Below are 20,507 nucleotides of genomic sequence, written 5' to 3' on the forward strand. Positions count from 1 at the left end.
TACATAAAAAAGTAGACGAATGAATACTATTAAAATTGATAGTTTAATTGTAAAACTCCTTGAAAATACAATAAATAAAGAAGAATCTACTGAGTTAAAAAAGTGGATAGAAAAAGATGCTGCCAATTTAGCTTACTTCAAAGATTTTGTGGCTGTAAATCATCTGATTAACAGTAAAGAAATATTTGATGTAAAAGAAAGTTTTTTTGAAATTGAGAAAGAGCTAAGTAAAAATAAAGCAAAAAAATATGTAGTTAATTATTTAAAATATGCTTTAGTCATTTTAATAGTATCTTCATTAGGTAATTATTTCTACAGTGAGTATGTTACGAAAAAAGATTTTATAGCTATTGAAAAAGGTAAAAAGATTATAGGTAAAACTAAGGCAGTACTAACTTTAGGTAATGGTAAGCAGATAGTTTTAGAAAAAGGTAAAAGTTATGCTAAAGATAATATGACTAGTAATGGAGAAGAGTTAAAGTATGAAGCTCTTGTTACTAATAATGATAAAATTGAATATAATTATTTAACAATCCCAAGAGGAGGTTTGTATCATTTAACCTTATCAGATGGCACAAAAGTATGGTTGAACTCAGATTCTAAATTAAAATATCCAAAAGCTTTTAAAAGTTTAGTACCAAGAAAGGTAGAGTTATTATATGGAGAGGCCTACTTTGAGGTAACATCAACTACAGAAAAAACACAATTTTTAGTAAAAAGTCCAAGGCACATTGTAAAAGTCTTAGGAACAAAATTTAATATAAAAGCGTATTCAGATGAAGAAGAAGAACAAACTACCTTGGTTGAAGGAAAAGTAAATATAATAACTGCAAATAAAAGTTTACAACTTAAACCTAATGAACAAATTACAATTACAAGTACTTCAGTTCAAGTAAATGCTGTAAAATCAGAAGATTATATAGTATGGAAAGAAGGTGTTTTTAATTTTAAAAAAATGCCGTTAAGTAAAATTATGAAGGTTCTTGGAAGATGGTATAATGTAGATATACAGTTTAAGAGGGAAGAACTCAGAAATATCCGATTCATAGGGTCATTAAGTAAAGATCAAAATATAGAAGAAATTTTAGAAACGATAAAAGAATTAGGTTTTATAAAAAACTATACAAAAAGTGAAAATCAAATAACTATAGAATAAATAGTAAGGGAAGGAAGTGTTAATATTTGGTCGTATCAATCTTCTTCCCCTACCTAAACAATAATTAATTAAATCAATGTTCAACTAACTATCAAACACAAATTTATGGAAAATAAACTAACCTACTATCTTCCTAAAGGAAGAAAGACTTTACTTGTTTGTATGAGAATATATATACTATTGTTTTGTACTACATTATTTAGTTTTACTACTAAAGGGGTATTATCACAAAATGCAACTATTGTTATTGAGTCAGATAAAAAAATAACAATAGATCAGGTATTTGAGCTTATCAAAAATCAAACGGATTACCGATTTATTTATCAGGAAGATATGTTTAAAAGTTTATCTAAAGTTACTTTAAAGAAAGGAACTGTAACGGCAAATGAATTACTTGAAAAAAGCTTGAACCTAAACAATTATACTTTTAAGGTTACTGCTAATAATACTGTGTTAATAAAGAAGAGTAAAAAAATACAACAGCAGTTTTATGTATCAGGTATGATAACAGATGAAAATAAAGAGCCTTTACCTGGAGCAAATATTAGTATTCAAGGCCATAAAGGAAAAGGAGCTGTGTCAGATTTTGATGGAAACTATAAAATAATGATACCTAATAATCCAAAAAAAGCAGTATTGCTTTTTAGTTTTATGGGATATGCTAAACAGGAAATACAGGTAAATGAAAGGAATAAAATAAATGTAGAGTTAAAACCAGAGTTGTCTAGTTTAGAAGAAGTAGTAGTGGTTGGTTACGGAAAGAAAAAACGTAAAGACGTAACAGGGAGCATTTCGTCTTTATCATCAACAGTTTTAAAAACTTCCGCAGCCACTACTTTAGGAGGAATGATTCAAGGGCAATTACCCGGAGTTCAGGTACTAGCAGGAACAACACAGCCAGGTACCCCAGTAAGAATACGAATACGTGGTGATGCTACTATTAATAGTGGCGCAGATCCTTTGGTAGTAATTAATGGAGTGCCTATGCCAAGTGAGTTCAATTTAAATGATATTAATCCAAATGATGTAGAGTCGTTAGATATTTTAAAAGGAGCTTCTTCAACTGCTATCTATGGTTCTAGAGCTATTGCTGGAGTTATAGAAATTACAACTAAAAAAGGAACAAAATATACCAAACCACAAATCACTTATAGTTTAACTACTGGAATCAAAACTTTAGAAAGAGATTTACAACCTTTAAATGGAACACAGTTTAAGGAAATGTGGGAAGAGGGCTTAATTAATTACGTGGCATCAAGGTTTAATGTAAGAGATGGTGAAGAAGCAGTAAAAAATTATGTGCATACATTTTCTAATGGTTTCCAACGTAATTACTACGAGTTTTATAAAGAAAGAACTGAGTTTGGGGATGCAAATACCCCGTGGGATGATTTATTAATAGGAAGTGCTGTAACACAAGATCATTATTTATCTCTTAGAGGAGGAAATGAAGCAATTCAGTATGCATTTTCTTTTGGTCGTAATAAAGAAGAAGGAATGTTAGTGGGAAATAATTTAACACGAAATACGGTTAGTTTTAATTATGATCAAAAGTTTAGCTCAAAAGTAAAAATAGGGTTTAATGTATCTGGAGGTACTACTAATATAGCTAGAGGAGGAGCTACTATGGCGAATGCAATTAATATGAGGCCTGATGTACCAGCTTTCAATGAAGACGGAAGTTATTTTGTAGATACTTATACAAGAAGAATAGGGCCTACTTTATGGATTACAAGAGCAAGAGACAATCCATTAGTATTGGCTAGTGAAGTTAAAAATGATACACGTAGAAGAAATGTAACAATAACTCCATATGGAGAGTTTCAATTATTAAGAAATTTAAAGTTTACTTCAAGATATAGTTATTTTTTATCGCTAAACGAAAACGAACGATATTATCCAAGTTATACAGATCATTCTTTATTACGATTTAGTCAAGGTATACGAAATGAATCGCAATCTGAAAGTACTAGTAGTAATTATACCAATTTCATATCGTATTTAAACACGTTTAATAATCATGATGTAACTGCAATTTTTGGAATAGATTTTAATAGAAGAACAACAGAAAGTATTGCAGAGGAATATTCTAATTTTGCAGATGATGCTATTCAAAATCAGCCATGGTTAGCCTCAGATTATAGAGGTGGTTCTGGTAATAAAACAGAGTCAACTTCTATAGGGTATTATAGTAGGGTTAATTATAAATTTAAAAATAAATACTTATTAACTGCTTCTGTTAGGGTAGATGGATCGTCCAGATTTTCTCCAGCAAATAGATATGGTGTTTTTCCATCAGTAGCTTTAGGGTATATCATTTCAGATGAATCTTATTTTTCGAAGTTAAAAAATACGATTAGTTTGCTAAAGTTACGTTTAAGCGCAGGAAAAACAGGAAATGACAATGTTGGAGTTTATAGTTGGTTAACAGAGTATAGAAGCGATACAAATTATTTAGACTTACCTGGAGTTCAACCTACAAGTTTAGGAAATGACCAGTTAAAATGGGAGGAAAGCACAGAATACAATATTGGACTAGATTTTGGTTTTTTAAAGAATAATAGAATTCGTGGTTCTATAGATATTTATAAAAAGAATGTAGATAATATGTTGGTAGCGGTACCTGCTCCACCAAGTTCTGGAGTAAGTTCTGTAATGCAAAATTTTGGAAGTTTAACTAATAAAGGAGTTGAGCTTAATTTAAGCGGAGTATTAGTACAAAACGAAGATTTTAACTGGGAAGTAGGAGTCAATGTATTTAAAAATAGAAATGTATTAACCAAACTAGGAGTTCCAAGAGCATCTAGTAATTCTGGAGGAACTTTTTTAAGTTATTATTTATTAGAAGAAGGAAAACCTTTAGGATTGATTTATGGATATAAAACAGATGGTTATTTTCAAAACTGGGAAGAAATAGATCAATATGAAGCCTTAAATACTGATAATAAATACCAAGAAACTTTTTGGAATACAATTCCTGGGCATTTAAAATTTGTAGATGTTAGTGGAGACGGTTATGTAAGTGCTGGGAATGGTCGTGATAATGATCCACATGAAGATAGGAGGGTTATTGGAGATACAGAACCAGATTTTTCTGGAGGGATTTATACCAATTTTCAGTATAAGGGATTACAACTAAATATTAGAGGTACTTTTCAAAAAGGAGGAGATAAATACTGGCGTTATGGGGAATACCAAATGTTAGGAGGCTTAGGGTTAGGAGATTTCTTGAATAATGCAGATGCTATGGTTCTTGACCGTTGGACACCTAATAATCCTAATGCTAAATACCCTGTTTATCAGCAATCTTACTACACAAATAAGGTAAATGATTTTTGGGTGTATGATGCCTCTTTTTTCAAGATTCAAGAAATTAGTTTGTCTTATGACCTTCCTAAAGCTATGCTAGAAAAAACAAATATTTTAAAGCAAGTTCGAGTTTTTGCTTCTTTAAATAATGTATACACATTTACAAATTATCCAGGTTATAATGTAGAGAGTTATAGTACGAACCCTATACAAGGGAGTATTTTAGATAATTCTACATATCCAAATGAAAGAACATTTAGGTTAGGAGTTCGTGTGTTTTTCTAACTAAGTAAATCAACCAAAGTCAACTTAATAACCAAATCAATATACAATGAAAAATACAACGTATAACATTTTATATATTCTCATTTTATTAGTGCTAATGGCTTGTGAAAGTGAGCTAAATCAAATACCACCCAATAACTTAGTTGAAGCTAATGTAATTGTAGATCAAAAGAGTGCTGAAGCAGCTTTAATTGGAACAATGCAGCCATTGGAACGTATTAATCCATCACCTTTTGGAGCAGATTATATTTCTAATGGCGCACATATGGTTGGATTTTTATCTGGAAATTTTGATAAGACAGATAGTGAGGCAATAGTAAACGTATTTACCACTAGTAATGGATGGGATCAATGTTCAGATATTATTAATGCTGCTAATTTGGTAATAGAAAAAACAGCGCTAGTCAGTAACTCAAAATTTGAACAAGGTAGGAAAGAAGAAATCATTGCAGAAGCAAGATTTATGCGATTTTTTGCACAGTATTACTTATTTCGTCATTATGGACAGTTTTGGAAGTTAGATTCACCTTTTGGAGCGTTAATGAGACGTGAACCTTCAAAACTTTCTACTTTAAATCATAAAAGAGCTACGGTTACAGAAACATATACTTTATTGCTAGAAGATCTGAATTATGTAATTCAAAAAGGGGCAGAGTTCTCAACAGTATATCGTCCATCATCACTTTTAGCTAAAGCTTATAAAGCTGAATTATTAATTATGCGTGGTACAAATGAAGATTTACAAGAAGCAATAACTATAGCTGATGAGGTGTTAAATGATGGTAAAAGAAGTATAGAGGCTACTTACGAAGCTATTTTTGAAAAAGGATATGAATCTTCAGAATTATTATTTACTAGATTTTTAGATGCTAACTCATTAAATTTTGTCTTTAGAAATGTAGATAGTATAATTAGACTTTTTAATGGGGAAGATGGATTTGAAATGACATCTTTATTTCTAGATGTTTTGGGTAACGATGCAAGGTTACCTTTGTATTATAACGGAATTGATATAAATAAGGTTCCTAAATTATATAAGGAAGATGGAAATTGTTTACCTTATTATATGCGTATTAGTCAAATGTATTTAATAAAAGCTGAAGCACATGCACGTTTGCAACAAAAGAACCAAGCTATAGAGGCTATTAATGTATTACGAGTTAGGGCAGGAGAAATACCAATAAACCAAGCTACTATAGCAGATAATGAATTAAACAAAACAGTATTTGAGGAAATATGTAAAGAGATGGCAATGGAAAAAGGATATGAGTGGTTGGCGAGCATTCGATTAATGAACAACGCAAACCAAGCAATTATTTTTGATATAAAAACAGAGGTAACTTCTGAAAATCAATTTATTTGGCCAATACCTGTAGATGAGGTACGATTAAATATGTCTATGGTACAAAACCCAGGGTATGAAAATTTATAAATAACAATAGTAATGCTTTAATGATAAAACCACCCCAATCGGGTGGTTTTTTTTGTGTGTTAAAGAGGTAGTTTTGACACAAACATTAATATTTAATTTTAAAAGAGAATTATGAGAAAAATTAAAGAACTCAATCAATTACTAAGAATGGTAACGTTGGTTACAGTTGTTATTTTAACAGCTTGTTCTAAAGAAAGTGAAGAAAGTTTATTGTTCAATGAACATGAGACCACAGTTAAGGTTAAAAATGGAAGGTTAGTTTTTAAAGACGGAGAGCACTATTCTGAATTTACTAAAGGAACAGTTTCATTAGAAAAGGAGGTTAAAGATTTAAAAGGGTTTACTTCTTTAAGAGAAACTATGAAGAAGGATAAGGAAAGCTATGCGGATTTTGTATTGGATCTTTATAATGAAAAAGGAGAAGTACAAATAGGAAATGTAATTATATTGATTAAAGATTGGAAGCAATATTTTATTGAAGAAGCAAATGAAGAATTACTAAAAGAAGTAAAAGTGCGTTTGAATAAAGGTGTGTCTGTTAGTGACTTAAAAGGAGTTGAAGCCTTTCAGATAAAAAACATAGTAATTCCTATCGAAGCGGAAGCTCAAAATAAAACATGGGCTGGGTATCAATATGAATTTTGGGATAATGGGACACGTGTAAAGTTTATCTATGAAGCTTTTTTAGATGGTTATCGTGTGCCGATAGGTTTGGGTAGATATACATTAAATGCTCATTATGGAATACGTACAAAATATGAATGGTTGCATGGTAGATGGTGGAAACCAGCAGGAGATAATGTATATAAATCAGTTTCTAATTTATCTATAAATGTGATTAGTAATCATATGGAAGTAAGTGCTAATGAGGGAATTATTCAAGAAGAGAGTACAAGAAATTTAGAATACCGTAAAACGTTTAACTCGATAGCTATGTATATGAATTATACAATAACGGTATCAGGAAATTTTTATACCCAAGTAAGACAAGCGGGTAAACCTAATTATTCGCATAGTCAATATGTTTATTATAAAGAGTCAGTAGTTTTATAAAGTTAAGAAGTCTAATAAAAGGTGCAGTTTAAATATTGCACCTTTTTAATTCATAATTATAAGAGTATTTTACCAAGCTCTAATTTTTCCTTGATGCCAAAAATGCCCACTATTAGGAGTTGTATTTAATAAGTTTTTAATGTCGTTAGCAACATCTTTGGGTTTTCTAGAAGCTTCATTTCCTCCCATATCAGTTTGCGTCCACCCTGGATCTAAAGAAGAAACAGTAATATTCTGAGTATCCAACCTTTTAGCTAATAGTTTAGTGTACATATTTAAGGCAGCTTTAGACATTTTATAATGAGGTTGAAATTCATCAAAATTAGGTTCACTAAATGAGCCCCAGTCTGAAGTAATATTAATTATATGGCTATCAGTATTAAAATTAGGAAGTAGTTTTTCGGTTAATTCAATAGTGCCAAAAAGATTTACGTTAAAAGTTTGTTTTAACTGAGTCATATTTATTTTAGATTCCTCCCAGTCTTCTAATAAAATTGCGGCATTATTAATCAGAAAGTCAATTTTTAAGTTAGTATTCGTAACAAAATTATGGATAGATTCATTATCAGATAAATTCAATTGGTAACAGGTGAAATTATCTTTTGAAATACTATGCTTTCCAGAAGTAGAAGTTCCAATAAGTTCAATATTATTGTCTTCTGTTAAAAGTTTAGCAGTAGCAAAGCCAATTCCTCTACTACAACCTGTTATAATACCCGTTTTCATATACATAAGTTTGATTTGATATTGATATATAATTATTCAAGTTTTAAAAGTGCCTCGTACGGGTTGCCTTTTAAACCAAGCTCCATAGCAAAAGCGGGTTCTGTTTTATACCCTTTTTGTTTTAAGCTGATAATTTTTTGTCGAAAACCTTCACCATATTCTTGAAGCAATTTATATTCAATGAGCATGTGTCTGTATGCATTTTGTTGTTTGGTAGGAATATTCTGTCCAAAAATTTCAATTTCAAATCCTCTAATTTTAAAACTAGCCACTATAGCTGTAGGTAAAAGTGTTTCGTTTTCCCATAACTTGAAATTTGTAAATGAACTAAAGTTATTTATAATTAGTTGTTTAAGGTGACTTTTATCTTGATAATAACAGATGATGTCAAGGTCACTACTTTCAATATGTATGTTAATAGGAATGGTACCTACAAGTATAGGGGTAAACATTTTTAGTTTTTCTAAAATACTATAAGATGTTAATACAGTATAGGCATTTCTTTGAGTGTCGTTGCCAGTTTTTAAGTAACTGATGTTTTCAAAATTGATGCTTGGTTTCATTGATTTTTCAAATACAAGTAAATTAGTTGTTTATAATTTATAAATGAGTTCCTTTTGAGCTAATATATAGATTTTAGTGGGAAAGAAATTATAAGAATATGTTAATACCAATGATAGCAAAGCTCTCATTAATGGGTGTTGTTTATTCATCCTTTTGGTGTTGAATGTTCATTAATAGCTAATTATTGATGATTTATAGTGTAAAAACTTATTAGAGTACTCATTTTGGTACAGCTATTAATATATTTTTATTCTTTGGTTATGATATTATTAATATGAAAGGAAGTTAATACTAATAAGTAAATTTTGATTATACCTATAGATAAGGTGTAATTTTTAACATTTATAATATGTAAATTATAAACTAAATTAACTATATTGCACCTAGCTATGGAAGTACTTATTAAATAATTGCTTTCAATCCAACATAAATAATAATATAAATGATGCACTTATATAGTGTGCTGTGAGCTATAAATAAGTTTATACAGAACTAGAGTGAATAGAATATTAAGGGTTCATGTGTAAATCATTAAAATATATACAAAAATGCAGAGTGATGTGGAGATAAGGGGCTACATTACAATGTTGATTTCGTAGGTTAGTTTTTCCCTGTAACTCATTGGTTACAGGGATTTTTTAATAACTGTTTTATATTTTTATTGGTTGTCACACATGGCTTTACAAGTATCAATCATCCATTTATGACTTTCTTTAGGAGCTACTTTTTTGTATTCCATAATACATGGAATTAAACAACCTCCTCCCATATTTCCAGCATAAATAGCCAAGGTTTGTAATTTACTTAATTCGTAGTTTTTAAAAGTTTCTAATTTACTTTTCATTATATTAAATTTTTATAGGTTAAAGTTCAAAGAAACTATTTTTTAAAAGGAGTGTCTCACCCATTTCGGGTGATTTTAAAGAAATAAATAACGGACAATTATCTCAGCAGCTTTTTTAGAACCCTTTTTGGATGGGTGAAACCCATCTCTACCATAATAACTATAATCTTTAGTTCTATCAAAGTGAGCTTTAAAAAGTTTCCCTACAGGAAGTAACTTAGCCTCATTAATGGAAGCAGCATCAGTGTAATTTTGAATTACACCATCAAAAGTTTGATAAAACTGTAAAGAAGGCCATACCATATAGTAACAAAGGCTAACATTATTAGCTTTACACAAATCACTATATTTTTTACCATCTTCAATTAACATTTGTCTACCATTTAATTGAGAAGAAGGCCCTTGCTGGATAATAACGTAGTCATATTTTTTACTAGAAATTAGTTGTTGAACTTTTCCTCCTTTCCAATGATCAATAATGGCAAAGTTTGGAAAAGCAACCATTTCTGTAGTGATTTTTTTACCTTTAGCTTTTGCAGCTTTTTTTACTAACTTAGGTAGGTTATTAGTAAAAGTAAGGCTATTACCAATAAATAGTATGGAAGTGTTTTCTTTTTGTTGGCTGAATAAACAATAGCAAAAAAGAAATGTAAAAAGTGATAAGTGTATATGTTTTTTCATGAGTAGTGGGGATGCTTACAGATGACTAACTAAATATACTAAAAAAATAGATCACTAGGTGAAGCTAAAAGGTAAAATATAGTAAGGTTAACCTTTATATCAAACTTTGTGTTTTGTGGATGGGTTAAGGGTTTGTTTTGTAGTGGTTTACTTTTGAAATTTGTTGTCTAACAAATGCCAAAGTTCTGTATAACCTTCATCGTAACCTAATGCCCAAATACCAACGCCACTAATTTTAGTAGACTTTATCCAGTCGTATTTTATAGAAAGAGAAGTCGTATCTTCAAACCAAATCTCTTTGTAATAATTTTTATCCTTTAAAGTAATATAATTAGAAGCACTAGTTGAATCAAACTCAATAGAAATATTTAAAGGTTGTATATATTCATTCATTATTGTTTTGTACGATAAGTGTGTTTTAAATTTCTTTACTTTAGAAGGTATGTTTTTTTCGGTAGTTAGCCATTCAACCCCATAATAAGGAATACCAACAATAAGCTTTTCAGGAGTTACCCCTTTATTAAAATAATAATTAACAGAGCTTTTTACACCTCTACCAAATTGTGGAGTAGTGTTTAAAGGTGCAATAGGGCCAGCAATTTTGCTAAAGCTGCCATAATAATCATAACTCATTAAGGTGTAAAAATCAATATGTTTATCAATGGCTTTAATATTAAATACATTATGCCAATCAATGGCGTATAAACAAAGAGATACTTGGTAGTTAGGATTGACTTTTTTTAAAGCAGTAGATAAATTAATAATAAAGTTAGTAAAAGCTTTCTTATGTTTGCTAGGAACTTCTTCAAAATCAATATTAATACCATTAGCATTTCTGTAAGCAAGTAAATCTATTAAGTTTTTAGTTAAGTTATCTTGTGCTAGTTTGTTTTTTAAAAAAATAGAATTACTAGTTTCACCAAAACTTGAAACAGAAAGGAATACTTTACAGTTATAAGCTTTAGCACTATCTATCAATTTTGTAGTTTTCCATTGGTGTATGGTATTATATCCTCCTGTTTTAGGGTTTAATGAATATGAAAAGTATGAAATACCCCAAAGTAAAGAAAAGTTGTAACTGGTGTAAGAAGAACCATTGGAGTATAAATGCCAGCCAAAAGTTTTATAATTAGGTTGTTTATTTTTTACAGAAGATTTTCTATTGGTAGGAGTGTAATTGTTAAGACTGTCCCATTCTTTTTCCGTAGTAAAATTATATTGGTTAAAATGTTTTTCATGTAAGCTTCTGTAGCTTTTATAAGAAGTGGGCTTTGACATTGGTGAAGTACACTTACTGATAAAGAAAGAAATTAAAAGTAGTAGAAGTAATTTTTTCATGAAAAAGAAATACTATGGATAGTTAATGATGACTAAATATACAAGAAAAGATGTTGTTTGTCGTTTAATTTTAACTAAAAAAAAAAGAGTGTCTTAGTAATGGTGTTTTTAGTCGGTTATCTGTTTCTGTTTGTCTATAAACTTTGGTTGTTAAGGTAATTATTTTGGGAACTATGATGCTTATATCTACCTTTTTAATCTCCCTGATTTTAAATCCGTTTAATATTAAAACCAAACAAAAATGAAACACAAACTTTTAGTAGTATGCCTACTTTTTAACTATGTGCTATTTGCACAAACTTTTACTAGAGATTATAGTAATGGAACAACTGTTTATCAAATAAAAATGAATTTTCAAAAACAATCCTGGGGAGATGTTTATCTAGATGTTGATGTAACAAACAAAGGAGCTAGTAATATAAATGTAAGGAATGCAAAGGTTACTTTTTTATCCGATGCCACACCGAGTCTAGTAAACTTTTTCCCAAATGGTAAAATATCTTATCCAACCATTAGTTTAACACAGACCCCAGAAGGAAGTCAACAAAAAAATAGCTTAACTATAGGACTAGCAGATGAATCTTGGGTAGATGATTTATTAGGAGTAGATGAGAGTTTTAAGTTTAGAGTAGATTTAAAAACTGTAAATGCTACTTACGAGAGTATTGCAGATTCTGTTCGATTTTTTCTTGAAAATGAAGAACCTTCACAGTTTGTTAATGTAACCACTAACATAACGGGAAATGATGGAAACTCAGTAACTGTTAATTATAAAAACATAGTATTAAATACAACAGTCACAGAAACTACTTCAACTTCCGCAACAAATTCATTACGTATTAATCAGGAACATCAAGTATGGTCTAATGATTTTGTGATTGGTACTACAAAATATGCAAGTCAATATCCAGAAACTTCTCCACTAAGTTTTACTCCTACGGAAAATAATACAATTATCACGTTACCATATACTAAGTCTACAATTGCAACTGCTAATGTTATTATTAATGTTCGTAATTTACCATCTGGAGCTAATGCTACATTAACATTAAAGAATAAAACTATTGATGGAGCTAATAAAACACAGTCAATTGCTAATGGAAATACTACAATAGATAATGTATTGGTAGGAAATTATACAATTGAAGGATCTACATATACATTAGGGGATAAGGCTTATATTCCAGAGTTTACAAGTAGTACTATTAATGTTACTACCTCGGGAACTAATACTATTACTATAGTTTATAAAGAAATTATAATAACAGACTTTAATGTAAAAGGGTTTCCTAAGTATTTATCACATGGAACTATAACTAGTGCATCTGAGTTAATTGATGATAACTTTAAAAATTCACCATTGAATGTTATATTCAAATATTCTGGATTAGACGGGGCAGGAGATAGAGGAGGAATTCCTGATATGACTCCAACAGTTAATACTATTGAACAAGCAAGAAGGTTAGAAGCAAGCCCAAGCCAAGGAGGAAGAAAAATATTGCCAGTAATGGTTCATTATACAGCTAATGCAAGTGGGGGAGGATCTTTAGAAGCTATAAAGGATTTGGAAGGAGAGAATTTGTATTACCATTATAGAAATTTAGTTCAAGAAATAAAAGTAATGTTAAGTTATGAAGACGAAGCACATCCAAACCCAGGTGCTTTTGTGATTAGTCCAGATTTAATAGGAGCTATTCAGCAAGATGTAGTTTTTGGAAACGATCATGATATTAGAACCATGTTTATAGATGTAAATGATGAGGTACGAAGAGCATTTACAGATGAGAATTTAAGTACAACAGCTATTCCTACTTTTACCAATGATTTAAAAGGATATTTTCAATCGGTAAATTTTGTAATTCATCATGTGGGAGAGTGCAAAATACCTTTTGGGTACCAACAAAATGTTTGGGCAGCAGGTTCAGCACGTTGGGTATTTGAAGGAGCAGGAGAATTTAACAGCCCAGTAGATGAAGCTATTGAAGTAGCAACTTTTATGAATGAATTGGCTATGTATACTGGAGACTGGAAACCCGATTTTATTGCATTTGATAGGTATGAGCGTGATTGTTTTGGGCCAGCAGCTATTCAAAACTATGCATGGACAGCTAAGCATTGGGACAAGTATTTAGTCTTTTGTAAAGAAATAGCAGAGCGTATTGGAAATGTACCCATTATGTTATGGCAAATTCCAGGAGGACACATGGCCACTAATGACGAAGTGATAGTTAATTATAAATTAGATCAGAACTCATCAGCCTCAGCACCTTTCTTTTTAGGGGATGATAGAATTGGGACTAATATTAATGCTATTAAAGCAGAAGTAAGAAACATCCCTCTAACATTGGCGCATTATCAAGCTAACTCTGTAGGAGAACTTTTAGCTAATGATGATGGTTATGATTGGTCAAAGTCTAACCTACAACGTTTAGCCGATATGAATGTGTTTTCAATTCTTTGGGGGGGAGGCTCAACAACAGGTGTTGCTTCTATTGTAAATAATGGAGATGATGATGGATGGTTAGCTAATAAAATAAAAACATATTATGAAAATGATGTTATTCGTAAAAGAGTTGTGATTCCACCATATCAAGAAGCTCCATTTTGTCAAAACGGAGGAGTAATTGGAGAAACAAAGGCTCCTTTAGAAGTGAAGTTATTTCCTAATCCTACAAAAGATTATATTCAAGTTATTTCTGATAATAAAGGCGAACTTGAAATCACTATAATGGATATGTTAGGAAACATTTTAAAAGAAGTAAAAAAAGAACATGCAAAAAATGTAAATATTGAAAACTTACCTTCAGGGATGTATCTTATTAAGGTAAAAGATAAGAATAACAAACAAAAAAGTACTTCAAAAATATTTTATAAAGAATAACATAGTGCTAAAATAGGTAAATTGTTTTGAGCAACAGGTAGCTATACTTGTTGCTCTTTTTTTACAATGAATATTTAAGAGTGTCTTTTTTGGTGAAAATATTTGGTTGTATTTCAGTGTTTTGTGTTTTAAGGGTCAGGTTTTAGGTAGGGGAAATATAGAGATGTTTGTTTAAATACACGGAATATCATAATAACTAAAAGTTTTTGCAAGATGTTGAAGAGAATTTAAGTTTAATAGATAATTATATCATACTCCATGAGTAATATAGATAAACTCAATTATAAATTTATGGCAAAACTTATTAATAAGTTGACGCCAGCAGTAAATAAGATGGCTAATAGTACTACTAAATCAATTAGGTAAAAATAGTAGTTAAGTAGTAAATTGAGGTAGTACTAAGGTCACTTATTTACCGTGTTTGTTTTCCCTTTTTTATATTTCCCCTTATTTTGAAAGCCCTTGACAATAAAAAGTTGAGGGCTTTTTATTTTGAAGTAATTTAAACTTTTTTGAGTGTAGAAAATTAGTTATAACTATTGATGATTAAAAAATAGCATTAAAAAAAACACTTGTCATTTAAGAACAAGTGTTTTTTGTGATTGAGTATGTCCCGTCCTAAAATAGCGTTACAACTAAAAGTTATTTTATGGATTCTAGGAAATCAGATTATGTAAAGCGAACCCAAAAGGATTATAGTTTGTCCTTTAAACTACAAGTTGTTCAAGAGATTGAGCAAGGATTATTAACCAGAACTCAAGCGATTGATAAATATGGTATTCAAGCAAGATCTACGATTCGTACTTGGTTAAAAAAATATGGTAAATTTGATTACGATTTTAGTATAAATCAAACCATGTCAAAAACACCTGAACAGCGTATTTTAGAATTAGAGCAACAAGTCAAGCTTTTAGAAAAGCAAAAAGCACGTGCTGAATATTTAGCAGAGCTTGCTGATAAAAAAGTCATCATTTTTGATATGATGATTGATATTGCTGAAGAAGAATTTAATATTCCAATCAGAAAAAGCACGTACCCGAGTTATCAAAAAATATAGTCAAGAAGCCAAAGAAAGCATAACAGCTACCTGTGATTTACTCGGGGTGAATAGGCAGGTATATTATAGAGCTATTCATTCATATAAAGAGAAACAAAAGCTTAGTAAAAAGGTTATTGATTTAGTAAATACTATCCGTATATCAATGCCGAGAATAGGTACAAGGAAATTATTTTATCTTTTAAAATCTGAATTAAAAGCAATTGGTGTTGGTCGTGATAAGTTGTTTAAAATATTAAAAGCTAATAATTTATTAATTCTACCAAGAAAAAAATATCATATAACTACAAATTCTCATCATAGATTTAGAAAACATGTAAATCAACTTAAAAATATAGAATTTGTAAGACCTGAACAAGTATGGGTGAGTGATATTACTTACATTGGAAAGAGAGAAAACCCATGTTATTTAGCGCTAATTACTGATGCTTACTCTAAAAAAATAATGGGGTATGATGTCTCTAATAGTTTAAATGTAGCAGGTTCTTTAAGAGCCCTAGATATGGCAATCTCTAATAGAAATTATAATAAAGAACCTATTATTCATCATTCAGATAGAGGGTTACAATATTGCTCTAATGAATATCAAAAAATGTTAAGTATCAATAATATCAAACCTAGCATGACTGAAAAATATGATCCTTATGAAAATGCTATAGCTGAAAGAATCAATGGGATTCTTAAACAAGAATTTGCAATTGATAAATACGACGTTTCTATACAAATTAAAAAGAAGTTAATTAAAAATGCAATCAATATTTACAATCAAATAAGACCTCATTTATCAAATTCAATGTTAACTCCTAATCAAATGCACCAACAAAAAAAAGTCAAAAGAAAAAGCTACAAAAAACTAAAGGTAGCAATTTAAAAATTACTACCTTTAATATATTAATTATTGTAACGAGTATTCAGGACGTCACAGTATATAGTATCTCTTAATCTAGTTTAATACGATTAGCTCTGTTAGCAACTTCCCATGCAGTATGGAATACTAAACGAGTTCTTAGCTCTAATAATTCGTAATTAATCTTGTCAGGAGTATCAGATGGTTGATGATAATCAGCATGTGTTCCATTAAAGTAAAAAATAATAGGAATATTGTGCTTCGCAAAATTATAATGATCAGAACGGTAGTAAAAACGATTCGGATCATTGTCATCATTATATTTATAATCTAAGTTAATATTAGTGTATTTAGTATTAATAGTTTCAGATAAGTTGTGTAACTCTGTACTTAGTTTGTCTGAACCAATTAAATAAATATAATTAGGATTTCCTTTATGACGTTCGTCAATTCTACCAATCATATCAATGTTTAAATCTGTAACCGTATTTGCTAATGGGAAAATTGGATTCTCAGTATAGTACTTAGATCCTAACAGTCCTTTTTCCTCTCCTGTTACGTGTAAAAACAAGATAGAACGTTTAGGTCCTTTGCCTGCATCTGAAGCTTTTTTAAAGGCTTCAGCAATTTCTAAAATAGCTACAGTACCAGAACCATCATCATCAGCTCCATTATATATTTTTCCGTTTTTAACACCTTCATGATCAAGATGTGCAGAAATAACAACAATTTCATCAGGCTTTTCAGTACCCTTAATAAAGGCAACTACATTTTCAGAATCTTTGATAGTCATGCCTCTTCTATTATTACTCAAATAAGCAGAAGGGATTTCTTGAAAATAATCGCTACCACCTAACGGAGAAGTAATCCCCTGAGAAATATAAAAGTCTTTCAAATAATTGACAGCCTTTTTTTGTCCAGGTTCTCCTGTATCTCTACCTTCAAACTCATCAGAAGCATACACAAATAAGTGTTTACCTAAATCTTTAGCAGTAATAGTTTCAGCATATTTAGCTGAATAATCAACATTTATTGGGTTTTCAGTACTGGCAGTGTCTTTACTAGTGCTACAAGCTACTAATGCGGCAGTACCAGCCATAAAAAGTAATTTTCTCATTAATAATTAATTAAATTTTTGTTTGAATTAGTTGAGTTTAGTGTTAGGTGAATACCAACTTTCAAATTTACAGGTTCTTTATAACGAATTGTTTTAATGTTTTGTTAAAACTTATTAACTCTTTGGGGAAGAGATTGTCAAAAGCATTTACATTAATTAATTCGTCAGCAGTTCCGTTAAAAATCTTTTGCTCTGAGAGTAAAATAAACTCATCGGCTAGTTGTAAAGCTAAGTTTATTTCATGAGTAGAAATAATAATAGTTTTTTGTGTAGTTTTTACCAGTTTTTTTAAAAGGGAAAATACTTTGAATGTATGATGAATGTCTAAATGAGCAGTGGGCTCGTCTAAAATAATAATCTCAGTATCCTGAGCTAAGGCTCTAGCAATTAAAACACGCTGTAATTGACCGTCACTTAATTCATAGAATTTTTTGTCTTTCAAATGGTCTATTTCAGTTTGGTCAATTGCCCAAAGTATTTTTTTTAAATGATTAGGAGTAAGTTTGTCAATCCAGTTAGTATAAGGTTGTCTTCCCAAAGCTACTAGTTCAAAAACAGTTAATTGGCTTAAAGGAAGGCGTTCTGTTAAAACTAAGCTTAAATAAGTGGCTAGCTCTTGATAACTATAGGAATTAATATTTTTTTGATTGATAAAAACTTCGCCATTTAAAGGTTTTTGAACCTTTGATAACGTTCGTAGTAAAGTTGATTTACCAATACCATTTTTGCCCAATAAAGCAACAAAACTTCCTTTTTTAACCGCTAAATTAATGTTTGAAGCAATGACATGCTGTTGCTTCTTGATTTGATAGCCAATGCTAAGATTATTGGTATGTAAAATGCTATGTTTTTCTTTTAGTATAATAATGGGAAATTTATAAAGTAAAATTACACATAAATTTTTCGTTTCCTTATCAATAGCCAAATAACTATTGGTGCTCCAAAAAGTGAAGTAATAGCATTAATGGGTAAGGTAAAAGCACTAGAAGGTAATTGGGCAATGCTATCACAAATTAACAAAACAATAGCTCCTATAATAGCCGTTGCAGGCAATAGTATTTTATGATTAGAGCTAGAAAATAACATTTTGGCTAAGTGTGGGACTGCTAAACCAATAAAAGCTATTGGACCAGAAAAGGCAGTAATAACTCCTGTAAGTAAACTAGTAATTAATAAAATAATATTTCTACTTTTTTTTACAGAAATCCCTAAACTTTTAGCATAATTCTCGCCTAATAAAAAACTATTGAGCGGTTTAATAATAGTAAAGGTACCTAGTAAGCCTATGCAATATAAAATGAAGAAAATAAGTAGCTCATTCCAGGTAAGATTTCCTAGACTACCAAAACGCCAAAACTGGTATTGCTGAATTTGTTCGGCTGGACTAAAATAGGTTAGTACACTTATAACTGCAGAGGTTAAAGAGCCAAACATTAGCCCTATAATTAATATAGACATTGTATTTCGAATTTTATTAGCAGCTATCATTACAGCTAATAAAACTAAAAAAGAACCTAAACTAGAGGCTATTGCCAATGACCAACTAGAAAAAATAGAAAGTGAAATGCCTCCACCAATAATGCTTGAGCCTAATATGAAAATTGCAACTCCTAGGCTTGCTCCAGAGGAAATACCAAGTACAAATGGACCCGCTAATGGATTTCTAAACAATGTTTGCATAAGTAAACCACTAATAGATAAACCAGAACCAACTAAAATAGCGGTTATGGCTTTTGGAAGTCTATAATTTAAAATAATGGTATTCCAACTTTCTTTAGAAGCTTCATTTCCTATAATTATGCTTATTATTTCTGATAAAGGAATGTGTACAGAGCCTAAACCAATATTTGCTATAAAAAAAGAAATCAGTAAAACTGATAGTACAACAAAATGTTTGGTATATGTCTTACTAATAGACAAATTAATGTTGTTTTTTTAAGAATTGAACTAACTTTTTAATGGCTAAACCTCTATGACTAATACTGTTTTTTTCTTCAGAAGACATTTGAGCAAAAGATTTAGTATATCCTTCAGGTTTAAAAACAGGGTCGTATCCAAAACCTTTTTCTCCTTGTTTATTTTCTAAAATAGTCCCAATGCAAATACCATCAAATAAAAATTGCTCACCATTCAAGTTTAGACAAATAGAGGTTCTAAATTGAGCTTTTCTATTTTGAGATTTGCCAAGCTCGGTAAGTAGTTTAGTCATATTATTTTCTGCATTAGCAGGCTCTCCAGCATATCTAGCTGAATATACTCCAGGATCACCATTTAAAGCAGCAACTTCTAAGCCAGTATCATCAGCAAAGCAATTGTAACCATAATTTTTAGTAATATGGTTGGCTTTAATTTTAGCATTTCCTTCTAAAGTAGTTGCCGTTTCCTCAATATCTTCATTACAATTAATGTCTTTTAAAGAAAGAAGTTCAATGCTTTCAGGTAACATTTTTTGAACTTCGGCAAGTTTATTTAAATTATTGGTTGCAAATACCAGTTTCATTTATAAATACTATAGTTAGTAGTGCAAAGGTAAATTATTTCAAGCTTTATTCGTGATGATAAGGTTCATTTCGTAAAATAGTGAAGCCTCTATAAATTTGTTCAACAATAAATAAACGAATCATTTGGTGTGAAAAAGTCATTTTAGAAAGTGATAATTTCCCTGTAGCTTTTTTATAAACAGCTTCTGAAAAACCATAAGGTCCACCAATAACCAATACCAATTGCTTAATTCCAGAATTCATTTTCTTTTGTAAATATTGCGAAAACTCCATAGAAGTATACTGTTTTCCTTTATCATCTAAAAGTATTAATTGATCAGTAGGTTGTAATTTAGATAATAATAAATTACCTTCTTTTTCTTTTTGTTGAGCTTCGCTTAAGTTCTTAACGTTTTTAATATCAGGAATAATCTCTAATTCAAACTTAATATAATGTTTTAGTCTGCTTTGATATTCTTCAATTAATTGAGCAAGTTGTTTATTGTCGGTTTTACCTATGGCAAGTAGTTTTATTTTCATGCAGTAAAATTAATGATAAAAGAAGAAGTAATAACTATTAAAATAGATGTTACTATACTAAGTATTTTGTTCTAGCTTTTTCCCATTTTATGACATAGTAATCTTGTCTTATTACATTTCTTTTATTCTTAAAGTGTTAAATATCAATATTTGTAGTGAAATCAAAAACAAATATTCGATTTAGTAGCTACTAGTTT

Annotated in this window: 17 protein-coding genes; 7 read left to right on the forward strand and 10 right to left on the reverse strand. The window is 30.1% G+C overall.

All coding sequences use genetic code 11. The features are described 5' to 3' along the window. Positions 1 to 19: 19 nt before the first annotated feature. The 4 genes from ABNT65_RS19215 (at position 20) to ABNT65_RS19230 (ending at position 7,235) form a co-directional block, all read left to right on the forward strand. The gene (locus ABNT65_RS19215; protein ID WP_348746597.1) at positions 20 to 1,156 is read left to right on the forward strand and encodes a FecR family protein; all 1,137 of its coding nucleotides are present in this window, start codon (positions 20 to 22) and stop codon (positions 1,154 to 1,156) included. Positions 1,157 to 1,261: 105 nt separating this feature from the next. Continuing rightward, on the forward strand, positions 1,262 to 4,750 hold the full coding sequence (locus tag ABNT65_RS19220; protein ID WP_348746598.1) for a TonB-dependent receptor: 3,489 nt from the start codon (positions 1,262 to 1,264) through the stop codon (positions 4,748 to 4,750). Between the two features lie 46 nt (positions 4,751 to 4,796). After that, positions 4,797 to 6,182, forward strand: a complete 1,386-nt coding sequence (locus ABNT65_RS19225) for a RagB/SusD family nutrient uptake outer membrane protein (RefSeq protein ID WP_348740191.1) — start codon at positions 4,797 to 4,799, stop codon at positions 6,180 to 6,182. Between the two features lie 111 nt (positions 6,183 to 6,293). Continuing rightward, positions 6,294 to 7,235 (forward strand): hypothetical protein, encoded by a 942-nt coding sequence (locus tag ABNT65_RS19230; protein ID WP_348740192.1) that lies wholly within the window; start codon positions 6,294 to 6,296, stop codon positions 7,233 to 7,235. Between the two features lie 69 nt (positions 7,236 to 7,304). On the opposite strand, the gene ABNT65_RS19235 is transcribed toward ABNT65_RS19230, so the two are convergent. From ABNT65_RS19235 to ABNT65_RS19255, 5 genes are all read right to left on the reverse strand, one after another. Further along, positions 7,305 to 7,961, reverse strand: coding sequence for an SDR family NAD(P)-dependent oxidoreductase (locus ABNT65_RS19235; RefSeq protein WP_348740194.1), 657 nt, complete (start codon positions 7,959 to 7,961; stop codon positions 7,305 to 7,307). 32 nt (positions 7,962 to 7,993) lie between these two features. Next, a complete protein-coding gene (locus tag ABNT65_RS19240) occupies positions 7,994 to 8,524 on the reverse strand; it encodes a DUF4269 domain-containing protein (protein WP_348740195.1) in 531 nt (176 codons plus the stop codon). A gap of 659 nt (positions 8,525 to 9,183) precedes the next feature. Further along, a complete protein-coding gene (locus ABNT65_RS19245) occupies positions 9,184 to 9,369 on the reverse strand; it encodes a hypothetical protein (protein ID WP_348707274.1) in 186 nt (61 codons plus the stop codon). A gap of 75 nt (positions 9,370 to 9,444) precedes the next feature. Beyond that, positions 9,445 to 10,050, reverse strand: a complete 606-nt coding sequence (locus ABNT65_RS19250) for an SGNH/GDSL hydrolase family protein (RefSeq protein WP_348740197.1) — start codon at positions 10,048 to 10,050, stop codon at positions 9,445 to 9,447. Between the two features lie 147 nt (positions 10,051 to 10,197). Then, entirely contained in the window at positions 10,198 to 11,388 is a 1,191-nt protein-coding gene (locus ABNT65_RS19255; RefSeq protein WP_348707276.1) for a glycosyl hydrolase family 18 protein, read from the reverse strand. A 241-nt stretch (positions 11,389 to 11,629) separates the two neighbouring features. Here ABNT65_RS19255 and ABNT65_RS19260 point away from each other — a divergent pair, with 241 nt between their 5' ends. The 3 genes from ABNT65_RS19260 to ABNT65_RS19270 all read left to right on the forward strand — a co-directional run bounded on the left by ABNT65_RS19260 (position 11,630) and on the right by ABNT65_RS19270 (position 16,197). Next, positions 11,630 to 14,269, forward strand: a complete 2,640-nt coding sequence (locus tag ABNT65_RS19260) for a T9SS type A sorting domain-containing protein (protein WP_348746599.1) — start codon at positions 11,630 to 11,632, stop codon at positions 14,267 to 14,269. A 649-nt stretch (positions 14,270 to 14,918) separates the two neighbouring features. Beyond that, a complete protein-coding gene (locus ABNT65_RS19265; RefSeq protein WP_348745824.1) occupies positions 14,919 to 15,326 on the forward strand; it encodes a helix-turn-helix domain-containing protein in 408 nt (135 codons plus the stop codon). Then, positions 15,262 to 16,197, forward strand: a complete 936-nt coding sequence (locus tag ABNT65_RS19270) for an IS3 family transposase (protein WP_348746520.1) — start codon at positions 15,262 to 15,264, stop codon at positions 16,195 to 16,197. Before ABNT65_RS19265 ends, ABNT65_RS19270 begins: the two co-directional genes overlap by 65 nt. A gap of 67 nt (positions 16,198 to 16,264) precedes the next feature. Here ABNT65_RS19270 and ABNT65_RS19275 read toward each other — a convergent pair whose 3' ends face one another. The 5 genes from ABNT65_RS19275 to rlmH form a co-directional block, all read right to left on the reverse strand. After that, the gene (locus tag ABNT65_RS19275; protein ID WP_348707278.1) at positions 16,265 to 17,290 is read right to left on the reverse strand and encodes a M28 family metallopeptidase; all 1,026 of its coding nucleotides are present in this window, start codon (positions 17,288 to 17,290) and stop codon (positions 16,265 to 16,267) included. 67 nt (positions 17,291 to 17,357) lie between these two features. Beyond that, the gene (locus ABNT65_RS19280) at positions 17,358 to 18,155 is read right to left on the reverse strand and encodes an ABC transporter ATP-binding protein (RefSeq protein WP_348747838.1); all 798 of its coding nucleotides are present in this window, start codon (positions 18,153 to 18,155) and stop codon (positions 17,358 to 17,360) included. A gap of 23 nt (positions 18,156 to 18,178) precedes the next feature. Further along, positions 18,179 to 19,210 (reverse strand): iron ABC transporter permease, encoded by a 1,032-nt coding sequence (locus ABNT65_RS19285; RefSeq protein WP_348746600.1) that lies wholly within the window; start codon positions 19,208 to 19,210, stop codon positions 18,179 to 18,181. A gap of 1 nt (position 19,211) precedes the next feature. Beyond that, positions 19,212 to 19,790: a non-canonical purine NTP diphosphatase gene (locus tag ABNT65_RS19290; RefSeq protein ID WP_348740201.1), complete on the reverse strand. Its 579-nt coding sequence runs from the start codon at positions 19,788 to 19,790 to the stop codon at positions 19,212 to 19,214. A 46-nt stretch (positions 19,791 to 19,836) separates the two neighbouring features. Further along, entirely contained in the window at positions 19,837 to 20,310 is a 474-nt protein-coding gene (gene rlmH / locus ABNT65_RS19295) for a 23S rRNA (pseudouridine(1915)-N(3))-methyltransferase RlmH (protein ID WP_348740202.1), read from the reverse strand. Positions 20,311 to 20,507 lie beyond the last annotated feature (197 nt).

This window comes from Tenacibaculum sp. 190524A02b (assembly GCF_964036645.1).
Classification (GTDB): Bacteria; Bacteroidota; Bacteroidia; order Flavobacteriales; family Flavobacteriaceae; genus Polaribacter; species Polaribacter vairaonense.